General features: G+C 73.5%; 15 protein-coding genes and 1 pseudogene. 10 read left to right on the top strand and 6 right to left on the bottom strand.

Features of this window, described 5'->3' with window-relative positions:
- Positions 1 to 2: 2 nt before the first annotated feature.
- Together LGQ04_RS08470 and LGQ04_RS08465 are read right to left on the bottom strand one after the other, a co-directional pair.
- Positions 3 to 386: a universal stress protein gene (locus tag LGQ04_RS08470; RefSeq protein WP_229243258.1), complete on the bottom strand. Its 384-nt coding sequence runs from the start codon at positions 384 to 386 to the stop codon at positions 3 to 5.
- 151 nt (positions 387 to 537) lie between these two features.
- Complete coding sequence (locus LGQ04_RS08465) at positions 538 to 1,368, bottom strand: IclR family transcriptional regulator (RefSeq protein ID WP_229243257.1); 831 nt, start codon at positions 1,366 to 1,368, stop codon at positions 538 to 540.
- Between the two features lie 70 nt (positions 1,369 to 1,438).
- Between LGQ04_RS08465 and eda the strand changes: the two genes are divergently transcribed.
- The 7 genes and pseudogenes from eda to LGQ04_RS08430 all read left to right on the top strand — a co-directional run.
- A complete protein-coding gene (gene eda, locus LGQ04_RS08460; RefSeq protein WP_229243256.1) occupies positions 1,439 to 2,095 on the top strand; it encodes a bifunctional 4-hydroxy-2-oxoglutarate aldolase/2-dehydro-3-deoxy-phosphogluconate aldolase in 657 nt (218 codons plus the stop codon).
- 3 nt (positions 2,096 to 2,098) lie between these two features.
- Positions 2,099 to 3,220: a sugar kinase gene (locus tag LGQ04_RS08455; RefSeq protein WP_229243255.1), complete on the top strand. Its 1,122-nt coding sequence runs from the start codon at positions 2,099 to 2,101 to the stop codon at positions 3,218 to 3,220.
- Between the two features lie 152 nt (positions 3,221 to 3,372).
- Positions 3,373 to 3,792 carry a DUF8817 family protein gene (locus LGQ04_RS08450; RefSeq protein WP_229243254.1) on the top strand — a complete coding sequence of 140 codons (420 nt, stop codon included), beginning with the start codon at positions 3,373 to 3,375 and terminating at the stop codon, positions 3,790 to 3,792.
- 69 nt (positions 3,793 to 3,861) lie between these two features.
- Positions 3,862 to 4,314: a TFIIB-type zinc ribbon-containing protein gene (locus tag LGQ04_RS08445; protein ID WP_229243253.1), complete on the top strand. Its 453-nt coding sequence runs from the start codon at positions 3,862 to 3,864 to the stop codon at positions 4,312 to 4,314.
- 25 nt (positions 4,315 to 4,339) lie between these two features.
- Entirely contained in the window at positions 4,340 to 5,110 is a 771-nt protein-coding gene (locus LGQ04_RS08440; RefSeq protein ID WP_229243252.1) for an SDR family NAD(P)-dependent oxidoreductase, read from the top strand.
- Between the two features lie 119 nt (positions 5,111 to 5,229).
- Positions 5,230 to 6,216: a bile acid:sodium symporter family protein gene (locus LGQ04_RS08435; RefSeq protein ID WP_229243251.1), complete on the top strand. Its 987-nt coding sequence runs from the start codon at positions 5,230 to 5,232 to the stop codon at positions 6,214 to 6,216.
- A 179-nt stretch (positions 6,217 to 6,395) separates the two neighbouring features.
- Positions 6,396 to 6,641, top strand: a pseudogene (locus LGQ04_RS08430) (DUF3175 domain-containing protein); the annotation flags it as partial.
- Positions 6,642 to 6,710: 69 nt separating this feature from the next.
- Here the strand turns inward: LGQ04_RS08430 and LGQ04_RS08425 are convergent.
- The 3 genes from LGQ04_RS08425 to LGQ04_RS08415 all read right to left on the bottom strand — a co-directional run bounded on the left by LGQ04_RS08425 (position 6,711) and on the right by LGQ04_RS08415 (position 13,031).
- Positions 6,711 to 11,378, bottom strand: coding sequence for a ThuA domain-containing protein (locus LGQ04_RS08425; protein WP_229243250.1), 4,668 nt, complete (start codon positions 11,376 to 11,378; stop codon positions 6,711 to 6,713).
- Between the two features lie 154 nt (positions 11,379 to 11,532).
- On the bottom strand, positions 11,533 to 12,000 hold the full coding sequence (locus tag LGQ04_RS08420) for a SufE family protein (RefSeq protein ID WP_229243249.1): 468 nt from the start codon (positions 11,998 to 12,000) through the stop codon (positions 11,533 to 11,535).
- 119 nt (positions 12,001 to 12,119) lie between these two features.
- On the bottom strand, positions 12,120 to 13,031 hold the full coding sequence (locus tag LGQ04_RS08415) for a sulfurtransferase (RefSeq protein WP_229243248.1): 912 nt from the start codon (positions 13,029 to 13,031) through the stop codon (positions 12,120 to 12,122).
- A gap of 271 nt (positions 13,032 to 13,302) precedes the next feature.
- On the opposite strand from LGQ04_RS08415, the gene LGQ04_RS08410 reads away from it, so the two are divergent.
- From LGQ04_RS08410 to LGQ04_RS08400, 3 genes are all read left to right on the top strand, one after another.
- Positions 13,303 to 14,544 carry a GAF domain-containing protein gene (locus tag LGQ04_RS08410; protein ID WP_229243247.1) on the top strand — a complete coding sequence of 414 codons (1,242 nt, stop codon included), beginning with the start codon at positions 13,303 to 13,305 and terminating at the stop codon, positions 14,542 to 14,544.
- Between the two features lie 287 nt (positions 14,545 to 14,831).
- Positions 14,832 to 16,355, top strand: coding sequence for an aldehyde dehydrogenase (adh, locus tag LGQ04_RS08405; RefSeq protein ID WP_229243246.1), 1,524 nt, complete (start codon positions 14,832 to 14,834; stop codon positions 16,353 to 16,355).
- A 122-nt stretch (positions 16,356 to 16,477) separates the two neighbouring features.
- Positions 16,478 to 16,921: a DUF779 domain-containing protein gene (locus LGQ04_RS08400; protein WP_229243245.1), complete on the top strand. Its 444-nt coding sequence runs from the start codon at positions 16,478 to 16,480 to the stop codon at positions 16,919 to 16,921.
- A gap of 126 nt (positions 16,922 to 17,047) precedes the next feature.
- On the opposite strand, the gene LGQ04_RS08395 is transcribed toward LGQ04_RS08400, so the two are convergent.
- Positions 17,048 to 17,608 (bottom strand): hypothetical protein, encoded by a 561-nt coding sequence (locus tag LGQ04_RS08395; RefSeq protein WP_229243244.1) that lies wholly within the window; start codon positions 17,606 to 17,608, stop codon positions 17,048 to 17,050.
- Between the last annotated feature and the right edge of the window lie 277 nt (positions 17,609 to 17,885).

Genomic DNA, 17,885 nt, shown 5'->3' with positions numbered 1-17,885 from the left:
CGTCAGTGACGCGCCTTGACGACGAGCACCGGGGCGGGGGAGTCGAGCAGGACGCGCTGCGTGGTGCTGCCGAGGAGGAACTTGCCGACGGGCGACCGCTTGCGCGCGCCGATCACGACGAGCTCGGGGTGGGTGCGCTCGGCCTCGTCGACGATCGCGTCGGCCGGCCCCACGTGCTCGGGACGGTAGGTGACCTCGGGGGCCTCGACCCCGTCGGGGAGGGCGTCGAGCTGGTGGGCGAGCCCGGCCGGGATCCCCGCCTCGGGGTCCTGCGGCGTGAGCACGAGGACCGCGAGCGCGGTGCCGCGCCGCTGCGCCTCGGCGATCGCCGCGTGGAGGGCGGACTCGCCCTGCGGTGAGTCGTTGTACGCCACGAGGACGGTCATCGCCGGGCCCTTCCGTGCTCTGCCGATCGGAGTGCGCTTGAACTCTCTCACACGGGCGCGCGCGTCGCCGTGCGGGCGCGCGGTCGGTCCGTGACCCCTGTGCTGACCCCTGTCCGTGGGCCGGGCGTGCGGCCCGGGTCGGCGGCCCGGGTCAGCGGTCCGGGTCGGTCGCCCGGTCCGGGAGGGCGAGGGTGTCGGGGAGCAGAGGGGGCACGACGCGCGCGAGCGTCGCCTCGACCTCCGCGCGGCGTCGGGTGCCGAGCCGGTCGGCGGGCGCGGTGACGCTGATCGCGGCGACGGGGCGCCCGGCGCGCAGCACGGGCACGGCGACGCAGCTGATCCCCACCTCGTTCTCCTCGTCCTCGTGCGCAAACCCGCGCTCGCGCGTGCGCCGGCACACGTCGTGCAGGTCGGCGGTGCGGACGCGGTCGTCCGGGACGGCGGCGGCGTACCAGCCGAGGCGGTCGTCGTCGAGGTGGTGGTGGGCGAGCATCGCGCGCCCGAGCGCTGTCGTGGCGGCGGGGCGGCGGCGACCGACGGCCGACCACACGCGGACGGCGCGGGACGGCTCGACCTTGTCGAGGTAGACGATCTCCGTCCCGGCGAGCGCGCCGAGGTGCACGAGCTCGTCGGTGGCCTGGCACACGGCGACGAGCACGGGGTGCAGGAGGGCGGGCAGGTTCTCCTCGCCGAGGTAGACGGTCGCGAGCGCGGTGGCCGCGGTGCCGAGCCGGTAGCGGCCGGTGTCGGCGTCCTGGTCGGCGTACCCGCGGTGGCGCAGCGCCGCGAGCGTGCGGTGCAGCGACGCCTTGTGCAGACCGAGGTCCGCGGCGAGCGTGCCGAGCGCGACGCCCGGCGGACCCGCGGCCGCGAGGGCCTCGAGCGCGAGGAGCGCCTTGTCGACGCTACCGAGCGGGCTGGCGGCGATGCCCGTGTCGACGTCCGTGCCGGCACCGTGCGGGGCGTCGTCGACTTCCGGCATCGTGGGCCCTTCCTCTACAGTGCGTTCCGTAGTGAACAACAGGCGTTCACCATAGCGAAACGGAGTGAGGATGTCAGCCGACCCCAGCGTCCTGGACCAGATCGGCCGGGCCCGCGTCGTGCCCGTCGTCGTCGTCGACGACGCCCGCGACGGGCTCATGGTCGCCCGCGCGCTGTCCGACGGCGGCCTGCCCGTCGCCGAGGTCACGTTCCGCACCGCCGGCGCGGCCTCCGCGATCGAGGCGATCGCCCGCGAGGTCCCCGACGTCCTCGTCGGCGCCGGGACCGTCGTCACCGTCGCGCAGGTCGACGAGGCCGTGCGCGCCGGAGCCCGCTTCCTCGTCTCGCCGGGCCTGTCCGCCGACGTCGTGCGTCGCGCGCAGGAGCACGGCGTGCCGATCCTGCCCGGCGTCGCCACGCCGTCCGACATCATCGCTGCGCTCGACCTCGGCCTGCGCGCCGTCAAGCTCTTCCCCGCGAACGTCGTCGGCGGCCCCGCCGCCGTGAAGGCCTTCGCCGCCCCGTTCCCCGGCCTGCGCTTCGTCCCGACCGGCGGCGTGAGCGCCGCGAACCTCCTCGACTACCTCGCCCTGCCGCCCGTGCTCGCCGCCGGCGGCTCCTGGATGGTCGACCGCGCCCTCGTGCGCGCGGGCGACCACGCCGAGATCACCCGCCGCACGCGCGAGGCCGTCGAGCTGGCCGCCTCGCTCGCCACCGAAGGAGCCTGACCCGTGACCGAGCAGCACACCGCCGCCCCGCCCCTGACGGTCCGCCCCGCCGCCGAGACCGCCTACGACGTCGTCGCGCTCGGCGAGGTCATGCTCCGCCTCGACCCGGGCGAGCGGCGCATCAAGACCGCCCGCAGCTTCGACGCGTGGGAGGGCGGCGGCGAGTACAACGTCGCACGCGGGCTGCGCCGCTGCTTCGGCCTGCGCGGCGCCGTCGTCACGGCGCTCGCGGACAACGAGGTGGGTCGTCTCGTCGAGGACCTCATGCTCACGGGTGGCCTCGACACGAGCCACGTCGTGTGGCGGGCCTACGACGGCATCGGCCGCACCGTGCGCAACGGCCTGAACTTCACCGAGCGCGGCTTCGGCGTGCGCGGTGCCGTCGGCGTCTCCGACCGCGGCAACACCGCGATCTCGCAGCTGCGTCCCGAGGACGTCGACTGGGACGCGCTGTTCGGCCGCGGCGTGCGCTGGTTCCACACGGGCGGTATCTTCGCCGCGCTGTCGGAGTCGAGCGCCGACGTCGCGGAGGCGGCGATGGCCGCGGCGCGGCGCCACGGCACGATCGTGTCCTACGACCTCAACTACCGGCCGTCGCTGTGGCAGGGCATCGGGGGCGTCGAGCGCGCCCAGGAGGTCAACCGCCGCCTCGCGCGCTACGTCGACGTGATGATCGGCAACGAGGAGGACTTCACCGCGTCGCTCGGCTTCGAGGTCGAGGGCGTCGACGAGAACCTCACGGACCTCGACACCGGGGCGTTCCGGGCGATGATCGCGCGCGCCGCCGAGGAGTACCCGAACTTCCAGGTCATCGCGACGACGCTGCGCGGCGTGAGGACCGCGACGGTCAACGACTGGGGCGCGATCGCGTGGTCGCGCGTGCAGGGCTTCGCCGAGGCGACGCACCGCCCCGGCCTGGAGATCCTCGACCGGGTGGGCGGCGGCGACTCGTTCGCGTCGGGCCTCGCGTACGGGCTCATGGAGCTCGGCTCGATCGCGGAGGCCGTCGAGTACGGCGCCGCGCACGGCGCGCTCGCCATGACCACGCCCGGGGACACGTCGACGGCGTCGCTCGCCGAGGTCCGCAAGCTCGCCACCGGGGGCAGCGCGCGCGTGCAGCGCTGACGGTCCGCTTCGGCGGTTTTGCCCGACGTGCCCGTTCACCCTGCCCCGTCCGCGGACCGGGGTTAGGGTGAACGGGCTCTCGGAGCCGCCGCCCCGAGGGCCCGGCCGGCCCGCCCGGGCGACCGGACCGCTGTCGCGACGGGGAGGTGCGCGTGGGTCCAGGGCCCGTCGTCCCGTCCCTCCCGCGCCGCGGCACCGAGGAGCCGCCCGACCTCGCGCGCGCCGTCGAGCACGCGCGGATCCTGCGCGGCGCGGGCGACCCCGCGGGAGCGGCACGAGTCCTCGACCGGGCCTTCGCCGCGGAGGGCGTGCGGGCCCGCAGCGTCTCCGAGCGGGTCCGGTTCCGCGCGCTCGTCCTGCGCGCCGACCTCGCCCTGCTCCTGCACGACGACGCGTCCGCCGCCCGCTTCCTCGCGGGGGCCGAGTGGTTCCTCGCCGGGGCGGAGTTCCTGCCACAGGTCGCGGACGCGCTCGCCGCCCTCGACGAGGAGGTGCACCGGGTCGAGGAGCTGCGCGAGCGGCTCGACGTGGACCCCGGAGCCGCCGGGACCGACTGGCCCGGCGACGACTGAACCCGGCCGCCGGGAACCGCACGACCGCGTGAGGCGTTGGCCCTACCAGCCGACCATCCGGAGGACCGCATGCTGTGCCCGACCGACCAGACCGTGCTCGTCATGGCCGAGCGCAAGGGCGTCGAGATCGACTACTGCCCGACGTGCCGCGGGGTGTGGCTCGACCGGGGAGAGCTGGACAAGATCATCGACCGCTCCGTCGAGTCCGAGATCGCGGCCGAGGCCGGTGGGCCGGTCGCCGCCACGCCGCCCCCGGCGGCCGCACCGGGACCCACCGCCTACCCGCCGGCCCCGCCCGTCGACTACGGATCCCCGCACGGCGACGACCGGCGCGACGGCCGTCGCCCCGACGACCGGTACCGCGACGACCGGTACCGCGACGACCGGCGGGACGACCGGTACCGCGACGACCGGCGGGACGACCGGTACCGCGGCGACGACCGCTACGGCCAGGGCTACGACCCGCGCTACCGCAAGCGCAAGAAAAAGGAGTCGTGGCTCGAGGACCTCTTCGACTTCTGATCGGGCGCGTGGTCCACTGACCCGCGTGACCGTCCTCGACTCGTTCTCGCTCGTCGGCCGCACGGCCCTGCTCACCGGCGGGAGCCGGGGGATCGGGCGTGCCGTCGCGCGGGCGCTCGCCGAGGCGGGCGCCCGGGTCGCCCTCACGGCGACCACCGCCGAGGCCGCGCACGCCGCGGCGGCCGACCTCGCGGCGTCGGGCAGCACCGTGCGCGGCTACGCGCTCGACGTCACCGACCGTGCCCAGGTGGACGACGTGGTCGCCCGGGCGTCGGACGACCTCGGCACGGTCGACCTGCTCGTCAACAACGCGGGCGTCTCGATCGGTGGCGCGGCGCTCGAGATCGACGACGACGTGTGGCACCGCACCCTCGCGACGAACCTCGACGGCGTCTGGTACTGCTCGCGCGCCGTCGCCCGCGGGCTGGTCGTGGCGGGCCGGCCGGGGACGATCGTCAACGTCGGCTCCATGTCCGCGCAGGTCGTCAACCGGCCGCGCTGGCAGCCCGCCTACCTCGCGTCCAAGGCCGCCGTGCACCAGCTCACGAAGGGGCTCGCCGCCGAGTGGGCGCCGCACGGCGTCCGCGTCAACGCCGTCGCGCCCGGGTACGTGCGCACCGAGGCGTCGCCCGTCGACCGGCCCGAGTACTTCGACGACTGCGTCGCGCCCGCCGCGATGCGCCGCTGGGCCGAGCCGGAGGAGATCGGCCCGCCCGTCGTGTTCCTCGCGAGCGCCGCGTCCAGCTTCATGACGGGCGCGGTCGTCACCGTCGACGGCGGGTACACCCTGTTCTGAGCCGGGAGATCGCCGGGAGCGCGGGACTCGTCCCCGGCCCGGCCCGTCGCCGACGTCACACCACCGGTGGGCGTCGTCCGCCCCGAGGCCTCGACGACCGCGGGCTAGGCTCGTGCCTCGTGCGCGCAGTGCTGAGCCGGTGGGTCGACCCGTTCGTCGTGACGCTGCTGGTCGTCCTCGTCCTCGGTCTCGTCGTCCCCGTCGGCGCGGACGCGCAGCGCGTCGTGGACGTCGTCGCCGACGTCGCCGTGACTGTCCTGTTCCTCGTCTACGGCATGCGCCTGTCCACGGGCGAGGTGTGGGCGGGACTGCGGAACTGGCGCCTGCAGGGCGGGATCCTCGCGTCGACCTACGTCGTGTTCCCGCTCCTCGGCATCCTCACCGCGTGGGCGGTCGCGCCCGTGGTCGGCGACGACCTCGCCGTCGGGGTCCTGTTCCTGGCGCTCCTGCCGTCCACCGTGCAGTCGTCGGTGGCGTTCACGTCCGTCGCGCGCGGCAACGTCGCCGGCGCGATCTGCGGCGCGACCGTGTCGAACGTGCTCGGCATGGTGATCACGCCGCTGCTCGTGCTGTGGCTCCTGAGCGACGTCGCGGGGGGAGCGGGCGAGCCGGGCGGCGCGACCGGCGGGCTCGGCGGCCTGCGGACCGTGCTGCTCCAGCTCCTGCTGCCGTTCGTCGTCGGGCAGCTCCTGCAGCCCTGGGTCGGGAGCTGGGTCCGGGCCCGACGGTGGCTCACGCTCGGCGTCGACCGCGGCACGATCCTCGTCGTCGTGTTCGGGGCCGTCGCGGCCGCGACGTCGGCGGGCGTGTGGTCGAGCGTGTCGGGATGGGCGATCGTCGCGCTGCTGGGCGTGAGCGCGCTGCTGCTCGCCGTCATGCTCGCGCTGACGTGGTGGGGCGGCGCGGCGCTGCGCCTGCCCGTCGAGGACCGGGTGGCGCTGCTCATGTGCGGGTCGAAGAAGTCCCTCGCGACAGGTCTGCCGATGGCGAGCGTGCTGTTCCCCGTCGCCGTCGCGGGTGTCGTCGCGGTGCCGGTGATCGTCTTCCACCAGCTCCAGCTCGTGGTCTGCGCGGTGCTCGCGCGTCGCCTCGCCCTGCGCGACTGACACCGCCCCCGCCGAGCACGAGGTTGCTGTCGTTTTGGCGTCCAGAACGACAGCAACCTCGTGCTCGGCAGCGAGCACGGCCATGTTCGGCGGGTGCGGGCGGCGCGGAGCGCGCCTAGCGTCGGAGGATGGCGACGAAGGAGCACGACGCGACCGGGAAGCGGTGATCGCAGGACGTCACGGAGCACTCCGACGCTCTCGACCTCGAGGACGACGTCTTCACCTGGGACGACCCCGCTCGGATCGCGGCGTCGTTGAAGAGGTCCGCGGAGCGCAGCGACCGCCGCAAGGGCACGCCGTACCGGTCGGCGATGTCCATGCTGACGTTCTACCTCAACCGTGCCGGGAAGAACCTCCCGCAGGAGCAGGTGGAGGTCCTCGAGCGCGCGAAGGACGCGCTGCGCGCGGCGTTCGGCCGGGACTGAGACCACGCACCGCGGGCCGCCGCCGCTCCGGGGACGGAGCGACGGCGGCCCGGTGGTGTCGACGCGGGATCAGCCGCAGTCGAGCGCGCCGTGCTCGACGTCGGCCGCGAACGTCCGTCCGTCGCCGGCGGCGCTCACCTGCGCCGCACCTGCCGCCACGGACGTCGAGCGCGTCGCGAACGACTGGTACGCGCTCGCACCCGGTGCGACGTCGGCGACGGTCCTCGTGCCGAACGGCGTGGTGAGGGTGACGTCGACGGGCACCGAGTCCTCGTTGGTCGCCCGCACCGCCACGTACACCTTCCCGGCGAGGCACCGCGGCACGACCTGGGTCGAGACCGCGAGCCCGGCCGGCGCCGGGTCGGTCGAGACGCCGTCACCGACGAACTCGAACATGTTGATGTTCGCGATGTAGTGCGAACCCGTCGCCGTGAACACGAGGACCAGCGTGAACGGCTCGCCCGGGTCGGTCACCGGCGTCTCGAACCACCGGTACGACTGGCCGCCGCCCGTGTTCGTGATCGTCGTGCTCCCGAGGAGCGCGCCGCCGGCCGTGTCCTGCCGCAGCTCCAGCCTCCCGCCGATGCTGCTCGACGCGAGGCGGAAGCGGATCGCGTCGATCCCCGCGAGGTTGACGTCCTCGTAGGAGATCGTCGCGCCGGTGCGCAGCCACCCGACGTTGAGACCGCCGCCGAGGGAGTCGCCCGTCGCCTCGGTGCGCACCGTCGAGTCCGCGTGCTCGGCCTCGACGAGCGACGGCTGCACCCGCACGCTCGCGCGGGCCTGCTCGAGGTTGCGCACCTCGCCGTCGTGGCCGCCGCGCGCGTACAGCACCTCGACCTCGTACCGCAGGCGCTCGGTCGGCCCGGCGTCGTCGGGCCGGACCATCGTCACGAGGCCCGTGCACCCGTCGCTCGGATCGCCGCGCCACGTGCGGTCGTCGCCCGTGACGACGAGCCGCGCGCGGACGTCGGCGCAGTCGGCCTCGGGGTCGCCGACGTCGGCCGTGTAGCGCACGGCCTGGCCGAACGGCACGACGCCGCCGAGCGGGGGCTCGCTCAGCGAGACCTGCGGTCGCTGACCGCTCGGGCTCGCGAAGCGCACCGTCCGCCACTCCTCGACGTTCCCCGCCGCGTCGGTGCTGCGCACCTGCACGGTGTGGTCGCCGTCGCCGGTCACCGTGAACGGGCCGTCGTAGGCGACCTCGTCGCCGCCGTCGACCCGGACCGTGGTGGCCTCCACGCCGGACGTGGCGTCCTGCGCGTCGAGCGTCACGACCACGTCGCCCGTGAACGTCTCGCCCTCGGTCTGCGCGACGAGGTCGGTGGTCGTCGTCGGGTCGGTCCCGTCGACCTGCACCACGACGCTGCCGCGGTTCGACGTGTCCTCCCCGCGCACGGCACGGAAGGCGACCTCGTGGCGGCCGTCGTCGGCGAACGTGACCGGTGCGTCGTACGGCGTCCACGCGCCGTCGCCCACCTGGTACTCGATCGCGTCGTCCGCCTCGGAGGTCAGGGTGAGGCTCACCGCGTCGCGGTACCAGCCGCCCTGGACCGGGTCCGCCGGGGCGAGCTGCGCCGTCGGCGTCGGGATGACGACGGGCGGACCGCCGGCCGCGCCCTCGCCGAGCACATCGAACCAGTTGAGGTTGAGCAGGTAGCCGTCGCCGCCCGTGAACGTGAGCACGAGGTCGAACGTGCCGCCCGGGTCGTCGACCGCGGCCTCGACCCAGCCCCAGCTCTGGAACCCGCCGGTGCTGGGCACCGCGACGCTGCCGAGCAGGTCGCCGTCCGCCGTGTCCTTGCGGATCTCGATGCGGCTCGTGGCGTTCGGCGACGCCACCCGGAAGCGCAGCGCGTCGACGTTCGCGAAGTTGAAGTCGTCGAACGTCATGGCGCTGTTCGTCCGGATGAACCCGACGTTGAGGTCGCCGCCCATCGGGTCGGCCGTCGCCTCGGTGCGCACCTCGGTGCCGAGCGAGTAGTGCTCGGCCTGCTTGCGCGACGGCTGCATCGCGACCACGTCACGACCGGTCAGCGGTGCGACGGTCCCCTCCGGGGAGCCCCCGTCCGTGTACCGGGCCTCGATGGCGTACGTGATGCGGTCGGTGTCGGTGTGGCCGCTGTCCTCCTCCAGCACGAACGAGCCGGTGCAGCCCGTCGCCTCCTTCATGGGGTGGCCGTGGTCGTCGTGCCCGAGGATGAGCTCGACCGTGACGTCGGAGCAGTCGATGTCGCCCGCGGTGGTCGAGCCGTCCTCGGCGTCGGTCACCGCGACGTCGAACTCGACGGTGTCGCCGTACGTGAACACCGTGCCGTTCGCGGGCCAGCGGATGTCGACCACGGGCTCGGTGTTGCCCGCCGAGATCGTGACGTTCGCGGTGCCGGTGCGGCCCTGGACGTCGGTCACGGTGAGGACGGCGGTGAAGTCGCCCTCCTCGGTGTACGTGTGGGTGGGGTTCGGGTCGGTCGACGTCGCGCCGTCACCGAAGTCCCACGCGTACGTGAGGTCCCCGCCCTGGGGGTGCGCCGTGCCCGCGCTGGAGAACTCGACCTCCAGCGGGACGCCGCCGGACCGCGGCGTCGCCGTGGCCTTCGCGAGCGGGCGGTCGTTGCCGCCGGTGTAGTCGATGCGCACCACCTGGGAGTCGGGGTTGTTGCCGCCGAAGCCGGCGCCCCACTCGATGAGGTACATCGCGCCGTCGTGCTCGCCGAAGACCATCGCGTGCGGTCGCACGAAGCCCATCGACGCGAGCACGCGCGTCACGTCGGTGCGCGCCCCGTCCTCGTCGAGGTGGAGCTGGTACAGCCGGTTCTGGCCCCACTCGTAGAAGAACGGCTTGTCGGCCATCGAGCGCGGCCACTGGCGGTCGGACTCGAGGTCCTCGTCGAACACGTACGCGGGGCCGCCCATGGGCGCGCCGCCGGTGCCGACGTCCGGGTCGCGCAGCGACCGCCCGTAGGCGACGAGCGGGTCGACGACCGGGGGGAGCTCGCTGACGCCCGTGTTGTTCGGGGAGTCGTTCACCGGGGCCGAGCAGTCGAACTCGGCGCCCGGCGTGCTCGTCGCGTAGTCGTAGTCGACGTACGCGCCGCCGCCGTGGCAGTACGGCCAGCCGTAGTTGCCGGGCTCCGTGATGACGTTCCACTCGACGCGGCCGTCGATGCCGCGGGCGTCGGCGACGCTCGCGTCCGGCCCGTAGTCGCCGAGGTAGACCGCTCCGGTGGTCTGGTCGACGGCGAACCGGAACGGGTTGCGCAGGCCCATGACGTAGATCTCGGGCCGGATCTTCGTGGCGTCCTGGCCGGCGGCCCACTCGGTGTCGACGAGGTTGCCGGCGGGCACGGTGTACGACCCGTCGTCCGTCGGCGTGATCCGCAGGAGCTTGCCACGCAGGTCGTTCGTGTTGGCGGAGGAGCGCTGCGCGTCCATGGCCTCCTGGCCCGGGCGCTCGTCGATCGGGGCGTAGCCGCCGGGTGCGCCACCGGGGGAGGAGTCGTCGCCGGTGGAGATCCACAGGTTCCCGTCGGCGTCGAAGTCGAGGTACCCGCCGGAGTGGCAGCACTCCTCGCGCTGGTGGGGGATCTGCAGGAGGATCTGCTCGCTCGCCATGTCGAGCGTGCCGCCCTCGAGCGTGAACCGGGACAGCCGCTGGTGCGGCGACTCGATGAGGTCGCTGTCGGGCGTGTAGAAGAGGTACACCCAGCCGTTGTCGGCGAAGTCGGGGTCGAGCTCGATGCCGAGCAGCCCGTTCTCCTGCGCGCTGTGGACCTGGAGGCGGCCGGCGGTCGACGTGGTCGACGTCTCGGGGTCGATGACCCGCACCTGCCCGGCGCGCTCGATGTACAGGACGCGGCCGTCGGGGGCGACCTGGAGGCCCATGGGGCTCGCGACGTCGTCGTCGAGCACGACCTTCTGGTAGTTGGCGTCGACGGTCCCGCCGCAGTCGTTCGACGCGGCGCCGACGGCCCAGAGGACACCGCCGGTGAGGTGCTCGACGAACGCGGGCTCGACGAAGCTCTCCGGGGTGTGGCCGAGGCCGGTGTACCAGGAGCGTCCGCCCTCGTGGTACTGGCACCAGGCGATGGGGTGGTCGGCGCCCATCGCGCCGCCGCCGGCCTCGTACGACGTCTCGTCGAGCGTCATGAGGACGTGCACGTCGCCGCGGGGGTTGTCGCCGAAGTTGTACCACTCGTCGGTGCGCTCCCACCGCTGGGGCAGGTGCGCCGTCGAGGGGTGGGTGCGGTCCTCGACGTGGATGCCGGCCTCCTGGACGGCGGGGTGGCCGGCGAAGTAGGCGCCGACGAGCTCGCCGTACCAGGGCCAGGAGTACTCGGTGTCGCTCGCGGCGTGCACGCCGACGTAGCCGCCGCCGCTGCGGATGTAGTCCTCGAACGCGGCCTGCTGGCCGTCGTCGAGCACGTCGCCGGTCGTCGACATGAAGGCGACGGCGTCGTACTGCGCGAGGTTCTCGGGCGTGAACGCCGCGGAGTCCTCGGTCGTGTCGACGGCGATGCCGTTCGCCTCGCCGATGGTCTCGAGCGCGGCGATGCCGTCGGGGATGGAGCCGTGCCGGAACGCCGCCGTCTTGGAGAACACGAGCAGGCGTTGCTCGGGCTCGGCGACGACGGGGGGTGGTGGTGGGTCGTCGGCGGTGGCCGGTGGCGCGAGGACCGCGCCGACGACGACGAGGGACAGTGCCGTCGTGAGGGAGAGAGCGCGTCTGAGGTGGGACATGCGATCGACACCTTTGTGATCAGCGGTCTGGACACCGCGATAATGTCAATCCGTTGAACTATCCACAAGGGGGTTTCCGTCTGTTCTTCAAACAAATTCAGCAGAAAGCGATGTCGATATCGTTTCAGCCCGGCGGTGGGCGGTGCGCGGCCGGTCAGGCGCGCGCGAGCTGCTCCCGAACCTGACGCTTCGCGCGCGTGAGCATGCCGTTCATGCCGCCGATCCGCAGCGGGCTCACCGCGCGGGTCAGACCGATGGACATGGGGAAGTCGTCCGGCACCGCGAGCACCTGCTCGGCCGTCAGGCCCGAGAGGCCCTGCGCGAGGATCGACGCGAACCCGCGCGTCGTCGGCGCCTCCGCGGGCGCCGTCGCGAAGAAGTGCACGACGCCCTCGCCGTCCACCTCGGCGAACGCGCGCACGGGGGACTGGCACTCCTCGATGCGCTCCAGCATGCCCGGCGCGCTCGCGTACCGCTCCGGCAGCGCCGGCAGCTCGTTCGCGAACTCCAGCAGGAGCTGCAGGCGCTCGCGCTCCGGCAGGGCGAGGAAGTCCTCGCGGATCTCCGCCAGCGCGGCGGGCAGGTCCGCGGACGGGGCGGCGTCGGGCGTGAGAGCGCTCATGGGTCGATCCTCGCACCCGCCGGGCGCCGCAGGCGTGGCGGTCCCACCGGGCGGAACGCCGACGGCGCGCGGCGAGCCTCGCAGGGAGGGCCGCCGCGCGCCGTCGGGCACGCCGGAGGTCAGTTCAGCGACGCGGGCGCCTCGCCCGGCTGGTCGCCCTTGACGATCGGCACGCGCACCGCGTTGCCCCACTCGGTCCACGAGCCGTCGTAGTTGCGGACCTTGTCGAAGCCCAGCAGGTACGTCAGCGCGAACCACGTGTGGCTGGAGCGCTCGCCGATGCGGCAGTAGGTGACCACCTCGTCGTCCGTGGCCAGACCGAGGCCGCCCTCCTGGTAGATCGCCTCCAGCTCGGCGCGCGACTTGTACGTGCCGTCCTCCGCGACCGCCGTCGCCCACGGCACGTTGCGCGCGGTGGGGATGTGGCCGCCGCGCAGCACGCCCTCCTCCGGGTAGTCCGGGATGTGCAGGCGCTCGCCCGTGAACTCCTGCGGGGAGCGGATGTCGACGAGCGGGCCGTTGCCGATGTGCGCGAGCACGTCCTCCTTGAACGCGCGGATCGTCACGTCGTCGCGCTCGACCACGGGGTACTCGACGGCCTCGGGCGCCGGGACGTCCGTCGTCGTCTCGCGGCCCTCGGCGATCCACTTGCCGCGGCCGCCGTCGAGCAGACGCACGTCCTCGTGGCCGAACAGCGTGAAGACCCACGCCGCGTACGCGGCCCACCAGTTGTTCTTGTCGCCGTAGACGACGATCGTCGTGTCGCGGCCGATGCCCTTGCTCCCGAGGAGGGCGGCGAAGCCCTTGCCGTCGATGTAGTCGCGCGTGTCCGGGTCGTTGAGGTCCGTGTGCCAGTCGATCTTCACGGCGCCCGGGATGTGGCCGGTCTCGTAGAGCAGGACGTCCTCGTCGGACTCGACGACGACGACGCCCGGCTGCCCGAGGTGCTCCGCGAGCCAGTCCGTGCTCACGAGGCGGTCGGGGTGGGCGTACTGCGTGATCTTCTCGGCGGTGTCGAGCGGTGCGGGCATGGTGTCCTCCGTGGGCCGGCGTGCTGTCGGTGCGCGCGGGTGCGCGGCTGTCCGACCGCCAGGCTAGGTCGCGCGTCCACCTGATGAGAAGCGGGGGCGCATGCTGAGACAGTGTTACGCGCCACGTCAGCGTCCCGCGCCGCCACCGACGTCGCGCCGACCGTCACGCACGTGCGCGCCCACCCGACGTCGCGGCACGCACGGTGTGACGGCCGTCACGGCGGCCCCTACACTGGCCGCAGCACCCCGGACACCGACGTCGGAGGCGAGCATGGCGCAACGGTCCACGACACCGGGCGCCCCGGCACGCCGTGACCCCCGGTCGGTCCGGACCGCGTACGACATCTTCCTCGGCACCGGCGACCTGCTGCCCGGGGTCGACCCCCTCGTCGCCGCGTCGTGGCGACGCAGCGTGCGCTCCGGCGTCGACCCGGACGAGCCGCGCCCCGGCGCCGGGCTCGCGGACGACGAGCTCGAGGCGTACCGCGCCTCCCACCCGCTCGCCCCGCTCATGCCGGTCGTGCGGGAGCTCGTCGTCGAGGGCGCGCGCGACGACGGTCTCGTCGTCGCCGTGTCCGACGACGCGGGGCGCCTCCTGTGGGTCGAGGGCAGCGCCCGCACGCGCGGCACGGTCGAGCGGGTCGGGTTCGTCGAGGGCGCGGTGTGGCGCGAGGAGCGCGTCGGGACCAACGCCCCCGGGACGGCGCTCGCCACCCGGCGCCCCGTCCAGGTGCTCGGCGCCGAGCACTTCTCCCGCCCCGTGCAGGACCTCAACTGCGCCGCCGCACCGATCCACGACGCCACCGGGCGCGTCGTCGGCGTGCTCGACGTCACCGGCGGCCGGGCCGCCGCGTCGCACGTCGTGCTGTCCCTGGTGCGCGCGACGGTCGCGAGCCTGGAGCGCGAGCTCGCGGTGCGGACGGCCCGGCCCGCACGGCCCGCCCCGGGTCTGCGGCTCCTCGCCCGTCCTGCGCTCGTCGGGCCCGACGGCGAGCAGCACCTCTCCCTGCGGCACGCCGAGATCCTCGCGCTCCTCGCCGAGCACCCGCGCGGCCTCGCCGCGGACGAGCTCGCCGTGCTCCTGCACCCCGGCGACCTGTCCGACGTCACCGTCCGTGCCGAGGTGTCGCGCCTGCGTCGCGTGGCCGGATCCTTGCTGGAGGGCTCACGGCCCTACCGGCTCGCGCGGCCCGTGCACACCGACGTCGGCGCGGTGCGGGGACGCCTCGCCGCGGGCGACGTGCACGGCGCCCTCGACGCCTACGCCGGTCCGCTGCTCCCGCGCTCCGTCGCACCCGGGATCGAGCGGCTGCGCGCCGAGCTCACGGCAGAGGTCCGTGCCGCCGTCCTCGCGAGCGGCGACCTGCGGGCGCTCGACGCCTGGACCCGCACCGACGACGGCGTCGACGACCACGCCGCCTGGACCCGGCTCGCCCGCCGCGCCGACCACGGCAGCCCGTCGTGGGCCCGCGCCCGCGCGCACCTCGCGGTCCTCGACGCGGAGCTCGCCTGAGCTGCTCCGCCGGACCTGACCCTGCCTGACCCGCTCCACCGGACCCGCCGACCACGAGGTTGCTGTCGTTCTGGACCGCAGAACGACAGCAACCTCGTGATCGACCGCGAGCAACCTCGTGCTCGGCGGGTGCTCGGCGGCTTCCCGGCGGCTGCAACGCCGCTGCAACCCTCGGCCTCCTAGCGTGACGACCACGGCGCGACGACGCGCCGGGCCGCGCACGCGCCGTCGGGCATCCGTGCCGCACCGCGACGCAGCGGCCAGCAGCACTGCGAGGAGGCAGACGCATGACGGTCTACGCAGCCCCCGGCACCGACGGGGCCATCGCCGAGTACAAGGCCCGGTACGACCACTGGATCGGCGGCGAGTACGTCGCTCCGTCGAGCGGGCAGTACTTCGAGAACCCGAGCCCCGTCACGGGCCGCCCGTTCACCGAGGTCGCGCGCGGCAACGCCGACGACATCGAGCGCGCGCTCGACGCCGCGCACGGCGCCGCCCGGTCCTGGGGCCGCACGAGCGCGACCGAGCGCGCCGTCGTCCTCAACAAGATCGCCGACCGCATGGAGGCGAACCTCGAGAAGATCGCCGTCGCCGAGACCTGGGAGAACGGCAAGCCGGTGCGCGAGACCCTCGCCGCCGACATCCCGCTCGCGATCGACCACTTCCGCTACTTCGCCGGGGCGATCCGCGCGCAGGAGGGGTCCATCTCCGAGATCGACGAGGACACCATCGCGTACCACTTCCACGAGCCGCTCGGCGTCGTCGGGCAGATCATCCCGTGGAACTTCCCCATCCTCATGGCGGTGTGGAAGCTCGCCCCGGCGCTCGCGGCGGGCAACTGCGTGGTGCTCAAGCCGGCCGAGCAGACGCCCGCGTCGATCCTGTTCCTCATGGACATCGTCGGGGACCTGCTGCCGCCGGGCGTGGTGAACGTCGTCAACGGGTTCGGCGTCGAGGCGGGCAAGCCGCTCGCGTCCAGCCCACGCATCCGCAAGATCGCGTTCACGGGCGAGACGACGACCGGCCGCCTGATCATGCAGTACGCGAGCCAGAACATCATCCCCGTGACGCTGGAGCTCGGCGGGAAGTCGCCGAACATCTTCTTCGCCGACGTCGCGGACGCCCGCGACGACTTCTACGACAAGGCGCTCGAGGGCTTCACGATGTTCGCGCTCAACCAGGGCGAGGTGTGCACGTGCCCGTCCCGCGCGCTCATCCAGTCGTCGATCTACGACTCCTTCCTCGGCGACGCGATCGCCCGGACCGAGGCCGTGACGCAGGGCAACCCGCTCGACACGGACACGATGATCGGCGCGCAGGCGTCGAACGACCAGCTCGAGAAGATCCTGTCGTACATCGACATCGGCAAGGCCGAGGGGGCGAAGGTGCTCACGGGCGGGGCGCGCGCCGAGCTCGACGGCGACCTCGCGGGCGGCTACTACGTCCAGCCCACGATCTTCGAGGGCAAGAACTCGATGCGGATCTTCCAGGAGGAGATCTTCGGCCCGGTCGTCGCCGTCACGGACTTCTCCGACTTCGACGACGCCATGGCCGTCGCCAACGACACGCTCTACGGCCTCGGCGCCGGCGTGTGGTCCCGGTCGGGGAACACCGCGTACCGCGCCGGGCGGACCATCGAGGCCGGCCGCGTCTGGACGAACTGCTACCACGCGTACCCTGCGGCGGCGGCGTTCGGCGGCTACAAGGGCTCCGGCGTCGGGCGCGAGAACCACAAGATGATGCTCGACCACTACCAGCAGACGAAGAACCTGCTCGTGTCGTACTCGGCCCAGAAGCTCGGCTTCTTCTAGGCCGGCCCGTCCCGCCCGCCGCCGAGCACGGGGTTGACGTCGTTCTGAGCGTCGTCACGGCACTCACCTCGTGCTCGGCGGCGAGCGATGTCGTTCTCGTCCGTCCCCGCCAGGAGGTCCCCGTGCCCGACGACGCCCGCTCGCCCGATCTCGTCGCGCCACCCGCGCGGGTCGCGCTCACGGACGACGCCGCCGTGCTGCTCGCGCGGCTGCGCACGATCCACGGCGAGCTGATGTTCCACCAGTCCGGCGGGTGCTGCGACGGGTCGTCGCCGATGTGCTACCCGCAGGGCGACTTCCTCACCTCCGACGCCGACGTCCACCTCGGAAACCTCGTCGTCGAGCCCGATACCGCCACCGGGGCCGACGGCCAGGCCGGTGAGCGGTTCACCGTCCCCGTGTGGATGAGCCGCAGCCAGTTCGAGTACTGGAAGCACACGCACCTCACCATCGACGTCGTGCCCGGCCGCGGCGCGGGCTTCAGCGTCGAAGCACCCGAGGGCGTGCGCTTCCTCATCCGTTCCCGGCTCCTCACCGACGACGAGCTCGACGCCCTGGCCGTCTGACCTCGCCCGCCGAGCACGAGGTTGATGTCGTTCTGAGCGCCAGAACGGCAACAACCTCGTGGTCGGCGGCGAGCAGGGTCGTTCTCGGCGTACGTCCGGCGGCACGGGCGCCCGACGGCGGCCGGGTCAGTCGAGCGTGTCGGTCACCAGGCGGGAGCGGGCCTCGTACACGCGCAACGGCTCGGCCGTGCTGGTGGTCGTGGCGGTGCCGGGCACGTCGGTCCACGTCGGGGACCCGGTGATGCGGAACTGGCCCGACCACGTCGTGGTCAGCCCGATCGTCAACGACTCCACCGGCTCGACGTACGTGTGGTGCACCGTGTGGTCCGGGTACGGTGCCCCCGGGTCGGTCGTGACCACGGGGTCCGTGCCGTCGGCGTAGTCCCACGCGAACGACTCAGGGGTCGCACGGATCTCCACCCCGATGCCCAGCAGCGTCGCCGCCAGGACCTGCGGCTCGTCCTGGGTGTAGGTGATCGTGGGGACGTTGACCAGGGTCCACCCGTCCGGCGGCTGCACGACGACCTGCGACGGGACGATCGGCAAGGTCGCGAACTGCCGCTCGGCCTCGGCGAGCAGGTCCGCCGGGGACACGCAGTCGCCCTCGTTGAGGACCTCCTCCAACGTCCACGCACCGACCGCACCGTCGGTGCCCACCGTGCGCGTCTGGCGGTACAACGGGTCCAAGGTGTGCTCGTCCGCCCCGCACTCCACCCCCGCCATCGCGACCTCGGTCCCCTCAGCGCACGACTGACGCAACACCTCCGCCGAGCCCGCCAGGTCCACCGTCAGACACCGGCTCGCGTCCGCACGCCAGAACCGCTCCGTCGCCGGCCCGCCATCCGCACCCGACTCGAACACACCCCCACCCCACGTCGCCCGCTCCGCGATCGCTTCCGCGGTGACGTTCTCGTCAGCCGCATGAGTCCTGACACCGCCCCAGGGTTCTGCCGCCTCGCCAGTT

Origin of the sequence: Cellulosimicrobium marinum (assembly GCF_020551945.1) — a bacterium.
GTDB lineage: Bacteria > Actinomycetota > Actinomycetes > Actinomycetales > Cellulomonadaceae > Cellulosimicrobium > Cellulosimicrobium marinum.
This window is presented reverse-complemented; position numbering and strand designations above follow the sequence as displayed.

Excerpts from the sequence above, each read along its gene's own strand:
- LGQ04_RS08425 (WP_229243250.1), bottom strand. The coding sequence starts at position 11,378 with ATGTCCCACCTCAGACGCGCTCTCTCCCTCACGACGGCACTGTCCCTC.
- LGQ04_RS08445 (WP_229243253.1), top strand. The coding sequence starts at position 3,862 with ATGCTGTGCCCGACCGACCAGACCGTGCTCGTCATGGCCGAGCGCAAG.
- LGQ04_RS08410 (WP_229243247.1), top strand. The coding sequence starts at position 13,303 with ATGGCGCAACGGTCCACGACACCGGGCGCCCCGGCACGCCGTGACCCC.
- LGQ04_RS08470 (WP_229243258.1), bottom strand. The coding sequence starts at position 386 with ATGACCGTCCTCGTGGCGTACAACGACTCACCGCAGGGCGAGTCCGCC.
- LGQ04_RS08415 (WP_229243248.1), bottom strand. The coding sequence starts at position 13,031 with ATGCCCGCACCGCTCGACACCGCCGAGAAGATCACGCAGTACGCCCAC.
- LGQ04_RS08465 (WP_229243257.1), bottom strand. The coding sequence starts at position 1,368 with ATGCCGGAAGTCGACGACGCCCCGCACGGTGCCGGCACGGACGTCGAC.
- adh (WP_229243246.1), top strand. The coding sequence starts at position 14,832 with ATGACGGTCTACGCAGCCCCCGGCACCGACGGGGCCATCGCCGAGTAC.
- eda (WP_229243256.1), top strand. The coding sequence starts at position 1,439 with ATGTCAGCCGACCCCAGCGTCCTGGACCAGATCGGCCGGGCCCGCGTC.
- LGQ04_RS08420 (WP_229243249.1), bottom strand. The coding sequence starts at position 12,000 with ATGAGCGCTCTCACGCCCGACGCCGCCCCGTCCGCGGACCTGCCCGCC.